This window comes from Cellulomonas sp. P5_C6 (assembly GCF_054049635.1).
This window is the reverse complement of record NZ_JBFULZ010000117.1, coordinates 1-12,685: the sequence shown is the minus strand read 5'-3', so window position 1 is coordinate 12,685 and position 12,685 is coordinate 1. Positions and strand designations below refer to the sequence as shown.

Annotated in this window: 11 protein-coding genes and 1 pseudogene; 3 read left to right on the top strand and 9 right to left on the bottom strand. The window is 72.5% G+C overall.

Going from position 1 to position 12,685, the window contains the following annotated elements; translation table 11 throughout:
• On the bottom strand, nucleotides 1-1,551 hold a 1,551-nt coding region (locus ACXJKG_RS13615; RefSeq protein WP_456846287.1), incomplete at its 3' end, for a proline dehydrogenase family protein.
• Nucleotides 1,552-1,750: 199 nt separating this feature from the next.
• Between ACXJKG_RS13615 and ACXJKG_RS13610 the strand changes: the two genes are divergently transcribed.
• From ACXJKG_RS13610 to ACXJKG_RS13600, 3 genes are all read left to right on the top strand, one after another.
• Nucleotides 1,751-2,146, top strand: coding sequence for a hypothetical protein (locus ACXJKG_RS13610; RefSeq protein ID WP_456846286.1), 396 nt, complete (start codon nucleotides 1,751-1,753; stop codon nucleotides 2,144-2,146).
• 179 nt (nucleotides 2,147-2,325) lie between these two features.
• On the top strand, nucleotides 2,326-3,597 hold the full coding sequence (locus tag ACXJKG_RS13605; RefSeq protein WP_456846285.1) for a Glu/Leu/Phe/Val family dehydrogenase: 1,272 nt from the start codon (nucleotides 2,326-2,328) through the stop codon (nucleotides 3,595-3,597).
• 37 nt (nucleotides 3,598-3,634) lie between these two features.
• Nucleotides 3,635-4,687, top strand: coding sequence for an LLM class flavin-dependent oxidoreductase (locus ACXJKG_RS13600; protein WP_456846284.1), 1,053 nt, complete (start codon nucleotides 3,635-3,637; stop codon nucleotides 4,685-4,687).
• Nucleotides 4,688-4,710: 23 nt separating this feature from the next.
• Here the strand turns inward: ACXJKG_RS13600 and ACXJKG_RS13595 are convergent, their stop codons facing one another.
• From ACXJKG_RS13595 to ACXJKG_RS13560, 8 genes and pseudogenes are all read right to left on the bottom strand, one after another.
• Complete coding sequence (locus tag ACXJKG_RS13595) at nucleotides 4,711-5,067, bottom strand: META domain-containing protein (protein WP_456846283.1); 357 nt, start codon at nucleotides 5,065-5,067, stop codon at nucleotides 4,711-4,713.
• Between the two features lie 12 nt (nucleotides 5,068-5,079).
• The gene (gene hemQ, locus ACXJKG_RS13590) at nucleotides 5,080-5,772 is read right to left on the bottom strand and encodes a hydrogen peroxide-dependent heme synthase (protein ID WP_456846282.1); all 693 of its coding nucleotides are present in this window, start codon (nucleotides 5,770-5,772) and stop codon (nucleotides 5,080-5,082) included.
• A 23-nt stretch (nucleotides 5,773-5,795) separates the two neighbouring features.
• Nucleotides 5,796-7,010 (bottom strand): ferrochelatase, encoded by a 1,215-nt coding sequence (locus tag ACXJKG_RS13585; RefSeq protein ID WP_456846281.1) that lies wholly within the window; start codon nucleotides 7,008-7,010, stop codon nucleotides 5,796-5,798.
• Nucleotides 7,011-7,160: 150 nt separating this feature from the next.
• The gene (locus ACXJKG_RS13580) at nucleotides 7,161-8,129 is read right to left on the bottom strand and encodes a carbohydrate ABC transporter permease (RefSeq protein ID WP_456846280.1); all 969 of its coding nucleotides are present in this window, start codon (nucleotides 8,127-8,129) and stop codon (nucleotides 7,161-7,163) included.
• Nucleotides 8,126-9,055, bottom strand: a complete 930-nt coding sequence (locus tag ACXJKG_RS13575) for a carbohydrate ABC transporter permease (protein ID WP_456846279.1) — start codon at nucleotides 9,053-9,055, stop codon at nucleotides 8,126-8,128. Before ACXJKG_RS13575 ends, ACXJKG_RS13580 begins: the two co-directional genes overlap by 4 nt.
• Nucleotides 9,056-9,157: 102 nt before the next feature.
• Entirely contained in the window at nucleotides 9,158-10,555 is a 1,398-nt protein-coding gene (locus ACXJKG_RS13570) for an ABC transporter substrate-binding protein (protein WP_456846278.1), read from the bottom strand.
• A 99-nt stretch (nucleotides 10,556-10,654) separates the two neighbouring features.
• Nucleotides 10,655-12,298: a glycoside hydrolase family 13 protein gene (locus ACXJKG_RS13565; RefSeq protein WP_456846277.1), complete on the bottom strand. Its 1,644-nt coding sequence runs from the start codon at nucleotides 12,296-12,298 to the stop codon at nucleotides 10,655-10,657.
• A gap of 255 nt (nucleotides 12,299-12,553) precedes the next feature.
• Nucleotides 12,554-12,685: pseudogene (locus ACXJKG_RS13560) on the bottom strand (LacI family transcriptional regulator); the annotation flags it as partial.

The following is a 12,685-nucleotide window of genomic DNA, read 5'->3' as shown; positions in this document are numbered from 1 at the left end:
GGCCGGCTGGGCGGCGGCGGCCCGCGCGACCACGGCGTCCACCTCGTCGGTCGTCGTCACCACGACCGCGCCGTCGGGCGTCGGGACGTCGCGGTCGACGATGCCGCGGGCCCAGGCGCGTGCGACGCCGACCGCGGGGTCCGTGTCGGGCGTGTTGGCGAAGCCCTCGGGCGCGGGGGCGTCGGCGAACGGCCGGGCCGCCCGCCGGGCCGCCGTCGAGGGCTCGTCGCGGTCACGGAACGCGACGCGGAAGGCCTCCTCCTGGCTGTCCATCGCCGCACCCGGCGCGAACAGCGCGTGCAGGAAGTTCTGACTGGCCGAGTTCTCCTCCAGGCGCCGGACCAGGTAGGAGATGGCGACGTCGAAGTCGTGCCGCGCGACCACGGGCGTGTACAGCAGGACCGCGCCGACCTCGTCGCGGACCGCGCGGGCCTGGGCCGGCGCCATGCCCTGCAGCATCTCGATGTCGAGGGCCTCGGCGACGCCGCGTCGCTGGGCGATCAGGTGCGCGGCGGCGACGTGGAACAGGTTGTGGCTGGCGACGCCGACGCGCAGGACGGCGGTGCGCTCGGGGTCCAGGGCCCGGTCCACCAGCCGCAGGTACGCGGCGTCGACCTCCGCCTTCGAGCCGTAGGGCGCCTGCGGCCAGCCGTGCAGCTCGGACTCGACCTGCTCCATCGCGAGGTTGGCCCCCTTGACCAGCCGCACCTTGAGGCGGGCGCCGCCGGCCTCGCGCCGCGCGGAGGCGATCGCGGTCAGCTCGTCCAGCGCGTCGGCGGCGTCGGGCAGGTAGGCCTGCAGCACGATGCCCGCCTCGGCGTCGAGCAGCGCCGGGTCCGAGACCAGCCGCTCGAACACCCGGAGGGTCAGCGTGAGGTCGCGGTACTCCTCCATGTCGAGGTTGAGGAACGTGCCGTGCCGCGCCGCGGTCAGGTACAGGGGCCGCAGCCGGTCCACCACCCGGCGGACGCTCCCCTCGGTGTCCCACGTGGACAGCTGGCTGGCCACGGCCGACACCTTGACCGACACGTAGTCGACGTCGGGACGCTCGACCAGCGCGTGCACCCGCGCCAGCCGCGCGGTCGCCTCGCGCTCCCCGAGCACGGCCTCGCCGAGCAGGTTGAGGTTGAGCCGGAACCCCGCGGCGCGCGTCGCCGCGAGGTGCTTGGCCAGGCCCGGGCCGTCGTCGGCGACCAGGTGGCCGACCAGGCTGCGCAGGCGCAGGCGGGCCGCGGGCACGACGACGTCGGGCAGCACGGGAGCCACGAGCGCACCGGCGCCGAGCATCGCCCGGTCCAGCGGGCCGAGGAACCCCGAGGCGGCCCCCGACGTCAGACCGGCGAGCTCCCGGGCGGCCACGCGCACGTCCTGCGGGCGCGCGACCCGGTCGACGAACCGCACCGCGAGCTCGAGCCCGGCCGGGTCCGCCACGAGTGCGGCCAACCGGCCGGTGGTGCGTCGCTCGGTGGCCGTCTGGCCCTCCGCCGTCGCCGAGAGCCAGGTCCGGGCCAGCCGGATCGCATCCTCGGTCACGTCGCCTGTGGTCGACATGGTTCTCCTCGTCCTCGGGGTGGACCGGGTCTCGGCCCGGGGCCAGTCTGGGCTGTCAAGGACCGTCTGTGCGACGTGGGTCGCCCGGATGCCGGTTGACCAGCCGGTCAGCCCGTCGCCAGGGTGGGAGCGGCCGCGCACGGGGGCACGCACGTGCGGATGCACCGACGCCACCGTCGACCCACCCTGGGGGACCACCATGATCGCTCCTGCCCGACGCGCCCTCGTCACGGCCGTGGCCGCGGCGACCCTCGCGCTGGGCAGCCTGGCGGTCGCGGCACCGTCCGTCGCCGCGGACTCGCCCGTCGTCGCGGACCCCACCCTGCCGCGCGCCGCGCTGAGCGCCGGCGGCGTCGTCCAGCCGCAGGCCACGATCGAGGGCGAGGAGGCCTTCTGCGCGTGGCTGACCGGCGTCTACGTGAACCACCCGACGTACTACACGGTGCGCGTCTACAACTGCCGGTACACGGACGTCTTCGTCAAGGGCACGTACCTCAACGGCACCTTCGGCACGTGCGTCCTCGTGCCTGCGCGCCACTCGCGGCACCTCGGCGGATCCGTCGTGAAGCCGCTCGACGACGCGCAGGTCTGCTGAGCGGACCCACGCAGCGGGTGAATCCCGCGCACGGACCGGGCCTGTGGGACGCCGCTGACCAGGATCGTCGCCCGACGACGCCCGCGTTGCCCGGTTCGTCCTGCCCGCGCCTCGGACACGCCCGGCTCAGCCTTCGGGCCTACCGTGCGCCGGCCGTCGGCGGTGACAAGGTGGGGGACGTGACGGACCTCACAGCGGAGACCCCGCAGCAGACCACGCCCCTCGCCACCGCCCAGGCACAGCTCGCCTCGGCCGTCGAGATCCTCGGCTACACCGAGGGGCTCCACCGCATGCTCGCCACACCCCGGCGCGAGATGAACGTCGCTGTCCCCCTGCGTCGGGACGACGGCGAGATCGAGCTGTTCACCGGGTACCGCGTGCAGCACAACATCTCCCGCGGCCCGGGCAAGGGCGGGCTGCGCTACTCCTCCTCCGTCGACGTCGACGAGGTGCGGGCGCTGGCCATGTGGATGACCTGGAAGTGCGCGGTCGTCGACGTCCCCTACGGCGGCGCCAAGGGCGGCGTCACCATCGACCCCCGGCTGTACTCGCAGGCGGAGCTCGAGCGCGTCACCCGTCGCTACACCAGCGAGATCATGCCGATCATCGGCCCGGAGCGGGACATCATGGCGCCGGACATCGGCACCAACGAGCAGACCATGGCGTGGGTCATGGACACCTACTCCGTGAACCTCGGCTACACCATCCCCGCCGTGACCACCGGCAAGCCGCTCGCGGTCGGGGGCTCGCTCGGACGGGCGACCGCGACCTCCCGGGGCGTCGTGCACTCGGCGGCTGCCGCGCTGGGTGACGCGGGCGTGAAGCTGCGCGAGGTGAGCGCCGCCGTGCAGGGCTTCGGCAAGGTCGGCTCGCACGCCTCCCGCTTCCTGCACGACGCGGGCACCCGCGTGGTCGCGGTCAGCGACGAGCAGGGCGGCGTCATGCACAGCGACGGCCTCGACATCGCCGGGCTCGAGCGGCACGTCGCGGTGACCGGCACCGTGGTCGGCTTCGAGGGCGGCGAACCGATCGACAACACCGAGCTCCTCGCGCTCGACGTCGACCTGCTCATCCCGGCGGCAGTCGAGGGTGTCCTGGACGCCGAGGCGGCGGGCCGGGTCAAGGCGCGGTGGGTCGTCGAGGCCGCCAACGGCCCGACGACGCACGAGGGCGACCGCATCCTCGCGGAGCGCGGCGTCGTCGTCGTGCCCGACATCCTGGCCAACGCGGGTGGCGTGGTCGTGTCGTACTTCGAGTGGGTGCAGGCGAACCAGGCGTACTGGTGGACCGAGCGCGAGATCGAGGACCGCCTGGAGCACCGGATGATCACGGCCCACCGGGCGGTGGCTGCCGTGGCGAGCGCCGAGGGCATCTCGCTGCGCGACGCGGCGCTGACCATCGGCGTCCGGCGCGTCGCCGAGGCGCACCAGATCCGCGGCCTCTACCCCTGACGGGAGTACGGACGGGGGTGCCGGTGTTGCTGACGAGGTGACTCGCCAGAACCCGGTGCCCCTGTCCGTGCTCGACACCTCCCCGGTCGCCGTCGGCCAGTCCTCCTCGGACGCGCTCGCCGCGACGACGACCCTCGCTCGCGCCGCCGACGACGCGGGCTACGCACGGTTCTGGGTGGCGGAGCACCACGCGATGCCCGCGGTCGCCTCCACGTCCCCGGGGGTGCTGCTCGCGCACCTCGCCGCGGCCACGTCACGGATCCGGGTCGGTTCCGGCGGGGTCATGCTGCCCAACCACCCGACGCTCGTGGTCGCCGAGCAGTTCGCGATGCTCGAGGCGCTCCACCCCGGCCGCATCGACCTCGGCATCGGCCGCGCGCCCGGCGCCGACCCCATGACCGCCGCCGCGCTGCGCCGCACGGTCGAGGGCCTGGGCGCCGACGACTTCCCCGCCGAGGTGGTGGACGTCCTGGCCCTGCTCGGCCAGCGGCTGGAGGGACGGGCCCCGTCGCTGCGCGCCACCCGCCTGTCCGCCACGCCGGCGGCGACGTCGACGCCTCAGGTCTGGCTGCTCGGGTCCAGCTCGTTCAGCGCGGAGCTGGCCGGCGAGCTGGGGCTGCCGTTCAGCTATGCCCACCACTTCAACACGGGCCACACGCTGCAGGCGGCCGACGCCTACCGCCGCGCGTTCCGCCCGTCGCCCGTGCTGGACGCGCCGCGCCTCATGGTCTCCGCGTCGGTGCTGGTCGCCGACTCCGACGACGAGGCGCACTACCTGGCGGGTCCCAGCCGGGTCATGGCTCTGTCGCTGCGCACCGGTCGGCCGCTCGGGCCGATCGTCTCGCCCGAGGACGCCGCCCGCGAGCTCGCCCTGCTCGACCCGGCTGCGGCCGCCGACTTCTTCGCGCGGGTCCCCGGCACGCAGGTGGCCACGACGGCCGACCGGGCGGTCGACGAGCTGGCCGCACTGGTCGACCGCACGGGAGCCGACGAGCTGATGATCACCGGGACCGCGTTCGACGTGGCCACCCGGGTGCACACGCTGTCGCAGGTCGCGTCCCGCTGGCCGGCCGTCACGGTCGCGGCCTGACCCGACCGGGGACGCCTCCCGAGTCAGACCGGCTGGTCCCCGGCGGTGGGGTCGCGGACCAGCCGCGCCGACCCGTCCCCGGTGAGCTCCAGCGTGTCGTCGTCGGGCGTCGACACCGCGACCGTGCCGCTGAGCAGCCGGAACACGCGCTGCTCGCAGTCCATCGCGTCCGGCGGGCCCGCCATCATCGTGGACACCACCGGCCCGAAGGTCAGCCCGTCGCCGGCGAGCTCCCACGTGCCGCGCACCCGGTTGACCCCGGCCATGCCGAACACCTGACCGTCACCGTCGAAGGTCAGCCATGGCGTCGCGCGACGCGGTCCCTCGACCTCGGCGCCCTCGAGCGCGGTGAACCGCCAGGTACCCGCCAGATCGACCATCCCCCGATGATGTCACCCGCGCGGCTGACGGTCCGCCCACGTCTCCAGGGTCACGCGCGGGCCGGTGTAGAACGGCACCTCCTCGCGGACGTGCAGGCGGGCGTCGGTGGCGCGCAGGTCGCGCATCAGGTCGACGATCCGGTGCAGCTCGGCGGCCTCGAAGGCGAGGATCCACTCGTAGTCGCCGAGCGCGAACGCCGAGACGGTGTTGGCGCGCACGTCCGCGTACCCCCGGGCGGCCTGGCCGTGCTCGACGAGCATGCGGCGGCGGTCGTCCTCGGGCAGCACGTACCAGTCGTAGGAGCGGACGAACGGGTACACCGTCATGTAGTCGCCGGCCGGCTCACCCGCCAGGAACGCAGGGACGTGGGAGCGGTTGAACTCGGCGGGCCGGTGCAGGCCGACCACCGACCACACGGGCAGCAGGTGCCGCCCGAGGTCGCTCGCGCGCAGCCGCTGGTAGGCGCCCTGGACCTCCTCGACCGTCGCGGCGTGCCACCAGACCATCAGGTCCGCGTCCGCCCGCAGGCCCGCGACGTCGTACCAGCCGCGCACCACCAGGCCGTCGTCGGCCACCGCGGCCTGGGCGGCGGCGATGAGCTCGGCGCGCTCGTCGTCGTCCTCCGGCAGGACCTCCTCCAGGGCGAAGACGGTCCACATCGTGTACCGGACGGTGGCGTTGAGGGTCTCGGCGTCGTGCGTCATCGCGGGTGCTCCAGGTCAGGGGGTCAGGACAGGGGGTCGGTCGAGCAGGCGGCGGGGATGCCCGTGGGCTGGCCGGCGCGCATCTCGCAGCAGCCGGGGYGGCACACCGACCGCCACGGCGGGAGCTCGCCGACCGTGGCCTCGGGCACCGGCCGGGCGGCGGCGTCGGCGGCGAGGTCGGCGGTCACGCCCGTGGACGGGCCGTAGCCGGCGCGAGCCAGCGCCGCCCGCTCCAGGACGAGGTCGACCAGACCGCGGACGAACGGCTCCCGGGTGCCGACCGTGTCCGCCCGCACCGCGACGAGCCCGAGCTCCGCGGCCGTCTCCAGGGCCTCGGTGTCGAGGTCGAACGCGACCTCCATGTGGTCCGAGACGAACCCGATCGGCGACAGCACGACGGCCTCGACCCCCTCGCTCGCGAGGGCCGTCAGATGGTCGTTGACGTCGGGCTCGAGCCACGGCTGGCTCGGCGGTCCCGAGCGCGAGCAGTAGGTGAGGTCCCAGGTCACCGGCCGGCCCAGCCGCTCCCCGACCGMGGCCGCGACGGTCGCGGCGACGTCGAGGTGCTGCGCGCTGTACGACGCACCGCTGACCACCGACGCCTCCTCCATCACGTCCGGGATCGAGTGGGTGACGAACACGAGCCGCGCGTCACGGCCCAGCGACTCGTACGCCTCGGTCACCGCGTCGACGTTCGCCTGCACGAACCCGGGGTGGTTGAAGTACGAGCGGACCTTGTCGACGACCAGTGGGTGCTCGCCCTCGCCGAGGCCGACGTCGACGCCGAGCTCGTCGAGCGACGCCCAGAGGTTCTCCCGGTACTGGCGGCAGCCGGAGTACGACGAGTACGCGCTGGTCACCAGCGCGACCATCCGCCGGGCGCCGTCCGCGTAGGCCGCCCCCAGGGCGTCGCGGGTGTACGGCTCCCAGTTCCGGTTGCCCCACACCACCGGCAGCTCGAGCCCACGACGGGCGAGCTCCTCGGTGAGCGCCTTCTGCAGCGCCAGGTTCTGCCCGTTGATCGGGCTGGCGCCGCCGAAGTGGTGGTAGTGCTCGGCGACCACCGCGAGGCGCTCGTCGGGGATGTTCTTTCCCGCGGTGACGTTGCGCAGGAACGGCAGCACGTCGTCGGGGCCGTCCGGGCCGCCGAACGAGAACAGCAGGAGCGCGTCGTACGGGGCGACAGGGCTGAGGTCGGACGAGGGCGTACGGGTGCTCACGGCGGTGTCAGGGGCCACCGTCCGATCATCGCACCGGCCGCCCGGCGCCCTCGCGGCGAGCGGCCGCACCGGCCCGTGAGATTGTCGGGACGCGTTGTCAGAAAGCACGCCGACGCCCGGCGGCGACGAGCACCACCGGGCGTCGGGACGGGCGAACGCTGCGGACGCTCAGCCCTTGACGGCTCCTCCGAGCCCGGCGCCGCGCAGGAACATGCGCTGGAACACCAGGAACATGAGGATCGGGATGACGGTCGCGATCGCGTACGCGGCCATGAGGGTGCCCTTGTCGGTCGTCGCCTCCAGGGACGGCAGCCGGACGGACAGGGGCTGCAGGTCGGGGTTGCGCAGGACCAGCAGCGGCCAGAGGAAGTCCTTCCAGGACGCGATCACGGCGAACACCGAGACGACGCCGAGGATCGGCTTGCTCATGGGCAGCACGATCGACCAGAACAGCCGGAAGGGTCCGGCGCCGTCGACGCGGGCGGCCTCGAAGATCTCGCGCGGCAGGTTGTCGAAGAACCGGGCGACCAGGACGACGTTGAACGCGCTGGCGCCGGCGGGCAGCCAGACCGCCCAGTACGAGTTGACCAGCGAGTGATCGATGAGGGGCGGGTGCAGGATGATCAGGTACAGCGGCACCAGCAGGACGACGGCGGGCACGAACAGGGTCGCCAGGACGAGGCCCTGGGCGTAGCGGGCCCAGTGCGGCCGCAGGACCGACAGGACGAAGCCGCCGGTCGTCGCGACGAGCATCTGCGAGGCCCACGAGCCCGCGGCCAGCACGACGGTGTTGACGAAGTACTTGCTGATGTCGATGTCGAACCACGCGTCGTGCAGGTTGGACCACTTGACGCCGTTGGGGAAGATCGCGAGCGGCGTGCGCAGGATGTCCTGGGTCGGCGTGATGGCGAACTTGCCCAGCAGGAGCAGCGGCCCGACGCACCAGACGATCAGCAGGACCAGYAGGAGCACGTGCATCGTGTTCCAGGTGTGGCGTACGCGCGGCCGGCGCCAGTCGGACGTGGAGACCGCGGTGCGGTCGTCCTCGGGCGGCGGCGTCCTGACGCCCTCGGCCGGTCCGGTCGGGACCTCGTCGGGGAGCACCGCCTCCGGCAGGGACGGGGTGGTCGTGGTCACGAGGTGCTCCAGCTGCGCGTGAGGCGGAAGTAGATCAGGGACATCACGGCGAGGAACACGGCGAGCATGAGGGACAGCGCCGTCGCCATGCCGTAGTTCCCGCCGAGGCTGTTCTGGAACGCGTACCGGTACACCAGCAGCAGCACGGAGATCGTCGCGTTCGCGGGACCACCGCCGGTGAACAGGTACGGCTCGAGGAACACCTGGGCGGTCCCGATGATCTGCAGGATGAAGGTGATGAGCAGGACGCCGCGCAGCTGCGGCATCGTGACGTGCCAGATCTTGCCCCAGACGGAGGCACCGTCGACCTCGGCGGCGTCGTACAGCTCGGTGGGCACGGCGGTCAGCGCGGCGAGGTAGATGATCACCGTGCCGCCGGCCGCGGCCCAGGTCGCCTCGAGCACGAGGGACGGCATGGCCGACGTCGCGCTCTGCAACCAGGGTTGGGGCGGTATCCCGACGTAGCCGATGATCGTGTTGAACACGCCCTCGGGCCGCGGGTCGTAGAAGAACTTCCACAGCAGCACGGCGACCACGGGCGGCACGACGACGGGCAGGTAGGCCAGGGCCGAGTACAGGCCCTTGGCGCGCCGGACCTCGCTCATGAGCACCGCGGCGATGAGCGGCACGGGGTAGCCGAAGATCAGGGCCAGCAGGGCGAAGTACGCGGTGTTGCGGATGGCCATCGGCAGGACGGGATCGGCGAACACCCGCTGGAAGTTCTCCAGCCCGACCCACGACGTCACGATGAGGTTCGTCTTCTGGAAGCTCATGATGACGGCCTTGACGATGGGCGCCCACGAGAAGACCCCGAAGATCACCAGCATCGGCAGCGCGAACACGAGCGTGCTCAGGCCACCACCGCGGACCCAGGTCGCCGGGGATCGTCTCCTGGTCGGTGGCTCGACGATGGTGTCGGTGGTCATGCGGTCCTTCTCTCGGTGCGTGTCGTCGTCGTCATCGGTCTGCTGGACAGGGCGATGGTGCCCGGCCCGGGGACGGACCCGGGCCGGGCACCCCCACCGGTGTCAGCCGGCCTGGTCGATCAGGGCCTGCGACTGCGTGTTCGCCTCGTCGAGCAGCTTGTCCAGGTCGACGCTGGGGTCGGTCATGACCGCCTGCACGATCGGGAAGAGCAGCCCGTAGGTCTCCTGGGTCGCGCGAGCGGCCTCAGGGATGACCGGCTGGGTGAACATGACGTCGGTGTAGCCGGTCATGTGGTCCAGCGGGACGTTGACGTAGTCCTTGATCCAGCCGAGCGACGTCGTGTACTGGTCCTTGCTGAAGATCGGCAGGGTCGGGGTACCGACGGCCTGCGGAGGCGTCTGCTCCGCGAGGATCTTGGCGTCGGCCACGGCCTGGTCCTGGTCGACCAGCTTGGACAGGTACCAGAAGTCGATCCACTTGACGGCGGCGTCCTTCTCCTCGTCCGTCGCCTGGGGCGCCACGGCGGCGTAGGTGCCACCGCCGAGCGTCCCGGAGTCGTCGCCCTCGTTCGGCAGCGCGGTCAGCCCGTAGTCCAGGTTGTCCGCGGTGACGCCGTTGTTCTGCACCAGAGCGGTGTAGATGTCCGAGCCCGACGTGTACATGGCGAACTGGCCGGCCGCGAAGCCCGCGTTGATGTCGCCCCAGCCCAGCTGCGTGTTCTCCAGCAGCGAGCCGTCCGTCTTGAGGTCGCCGAGGAACTGCAGCGACTCCTTGACGGCCGGGTCGGTCAGCGTGGCCTTGTACTTGTCACCGTCGAGCACCTGGGTGCGACCGCCGCGCGAGTAGGCCGCGGCCGTCAGCTGCCAGCCACCGGCGTTGTCGAGCGCCATCATCGCGTAGCCCGGCGTGCCGGTCTTGTCGTGGATGGTCTTGGCGTCCGCGCGGACCTCGTCCCACGTCGTCGGCGGCTTGTCCGGGTCCAGCCCGGCGTCCGTGAACAGCTTGCGGTTGTAGTGCAGCGCCACGGCGTAGATGGACTTGGCGGGGACCGCGTAGATCTTCCCGTCGTCGCTCAGCCCGGCCGCGAGGACCTCCTTGTTGAAGTCGTTCGCGTACGGGAGCTGCTTGACCTGGGCGTCGATGTCGGCGATCTGGCCGTTCTGGATGAGCACCTTGGTGTCGGTGGCCGGCACCTCGAAGACGTCGGGCAGGGTGCCACCGGCGAGGTCGGCCGCGAAGGTCGACGCCAGCCAGTTGTACTCCTGCGTCTTGATCGTGATGTCCGGGTACTTCTCCTCGAACTGCTGGACGCGCTCGTTCAGGGCGTCCACGGCCGTCTGCTCGGCGCCGGGCTGGAGCCCGGCGACCGTGATGGTGACCTTGTCGGCGCCGGCCGACGACGAGTCGCCCGACGGGGTGTCGTCGTTGCTGCACGCGGCCAGCAGGCCGAGCGAGAGCACACCGGCCATGGTGAGCGCGGTGGTGCGTGAGGACCTCATCGTCACTCCTTCGTGAGGGATCGCCCCTGACAGGGTGCCAGGTCGCGGTCGTGTTCTGCGGTCGGGATCAGTGCGGGTCGAGCTGGTGTTGCGGTCGGGTCAGGCGGGGGTGCGCAGCCACGCGGCGGTGTCGCGCGGCAGCAGACCTGCGACGAGCGGGGCGCTCGTGAGCAGGACATCGGTGTGGGCGGGCAGGGCGGCGGGTTCGTCGCCCAGGTTCACGACGCACACGAGCCCGCCACGGGCGAACGCGAGCACGTCGTGGGCCGAGTCGATCCACGTCATCGGGCCGTCGCCCAGGGCGGGCTCGGCCCGGCGGATCGCCAGGAGGTCGCGGTACAGGTGCAGGGTCGACGCGGGGTCGGCCTCCTGCGCCGTGACGGTCAGCTCCGCCCACGCGCCCGGCTGCGGCAGCCACGGGGGCGCGGTCGAGCCGGCGGGGCTGAACCCGTAGGGGGCCGACGAGCCGGACCAGGGCAGCGGCACGCGGCAGCCGTCCCGGCCGGGGTCGACGCCCTCGGAGCGGAAGTGCATCGGGTCCTGCAGGACGTCGAGCGGCAGGTCCTCGACCTCAGGCAGCCCGAGCTCGTCGCCCTGGTAGATGTACAGCGACCCGGGCAGCGCGGCGGTGAGCATCGCGGCGGCGCGGGCCCGGCGCAGGCCGACGGCGAGGTCGGTCGGCGTGCCGAACCGCTTGGCGGTGAACGCGAACGACGTGTCGTCGCGCCCGTATCGGGTGACCGGCCGCGTGACGTCGTGGTTCGACAGCACCCAGGTGGCCGGCGCCCCGACGGGCCCGTGCGCGGCCAACGTGATGTCGATGGACTCCCGCAGCTGCTTGGCGTCCCAGGGCCGCGCCATGAAGTCGAAGTTGAACGCCGTGTGCATCTCGTCGGGACGCAGGTACTGCGCGAAGCGTGCCTTGTCCTGGAGCCAGACCTCGCCGACGAGCACGCGCGTGCCCTCGTACGAGTCGGCCACCGACCGCCAGCCGCGGTAGACGTCGTGCAGCTCGTCGCGGTCGACGTGCGGGTGCTCGCCGGGACCCGGGTGTGCCGGGACCTCTGGCAGCGACGCGTCCTTGACCAGCAGCGCCGCCGAGTCGATCCGGATGCCCGCGACGCCCCGGTCGAACCAGAACCGCAGCACCGACTCGAACTCCTCGACGACCTCCGGGTGCGACCAGTTGACGTCGGGCTGCTGCGGCGCGAACAGGTGCAGGTACCACTCGCCGGGGGTGCCGTCCGGGTTGGTGGTGCGCGTCCACGTGCTGCCCTGGAAGTCGGAGACCCAGTGCGTGGGGATCTGCTCGCCCTGCTCGCCCTTGCCGGGGTGGAACCAGAACCGGTCTCGCTCCGGCGAGCCGGGACCGGCGGCGAGCGCCGCCTGGAACCACTCGTGCTGGTCGGACACGTGGTTGGGGACCACGTCGATGATGGTCCGGATGCCGAGGGCCAGGGCCTCGGTGATGACGAGCTCGGCCTCCTCGAGGGTGCCGAACGCCGGGTCGATCGCCCGGTAGTCGGCGACGTCGTACCCGCCGTCCGCCAGCGGGGACACGTACCAGGGGGTCACCCAGATCGCGTCGACCCCGAGGTCCCGCAGGTACGGGAGGTGCGCACGCAGACCTGCCAGGTCACCGGTGCCGTCCCCGTTCCCGTCGGCGAAGCTGCGCGGATAGACCTGGTAGATCACTGCGCCACGCCACCACTGCGGGTCGGTCTCGGGCTGAGCCTGCGCCACTCGGGTCTCGTCTCTCGTGGGCCGCCGTCGACGGCGACGGGGCCGGTTGTCCGCTTCCTGCGGCCGCGTCGTGCTCCGCGGACCCTGGGGACCACCGCGAGACGTCGCTGTCGCGTTCCAGACACTAAAGGAAGCGACTGGAACCACGCAAGAAACTGACAGGACAGTTATCGAAGTGTGACCGAACGCGGTCCGGAAGCAACGGACCCCGCCCCGCCGGGTGGGCGGGACGGGGTCCGTCGGTGCAGGTCGGAGTCAGTCGGCGAGCGCCGCCGGCTGCGCGGGCGCGGGGCCGGTCGAGCCGCGCACGACGAGCTCGGGCTCGAACAGGAGCTCGTCCTGCGGCACGGCCCCGCCGTGGATCTGGCTGACCAGCAGGTCGATCGC

Coding starts and splice junctions, on each gene's coding strand:
- ACXJKG_RS13610 (WP_456846286.1), top strand. CDS start 1,751: ATGATCGCTCCTGCCCGACGCGCCCTCGTCACGGCCGTGGCCGCGGCG.
- ACXJKG_RS13595 (WP_456846283.1), bottom strand. CDS start 5,067: ATGGTCGATCTGGCGGGTACCTGGCGGTTCACCGCGCTCGAGGGCGCC.
- hemQ (WP_456846282.1), bottom strand. CDS start 5,772: ATGACGCACGACGCCGAGACCCTCAACGCCACCGTCCGGTACACGATG.
- ACXJKG_RS13575 (WP_456846279.1), bottom strand. CDS start 9,055: ATGACCACCGACACCATCGTCGAGCCACCGACCAGGAGACGATCCCCG.
- ACXJKG_RS13570 (WP_456846278.1), bottom strand. CDS start 10,555: ATGAGGTCCTCACGCACCACCGCGCTCACCATGGCCGGTGTGCTCTCG.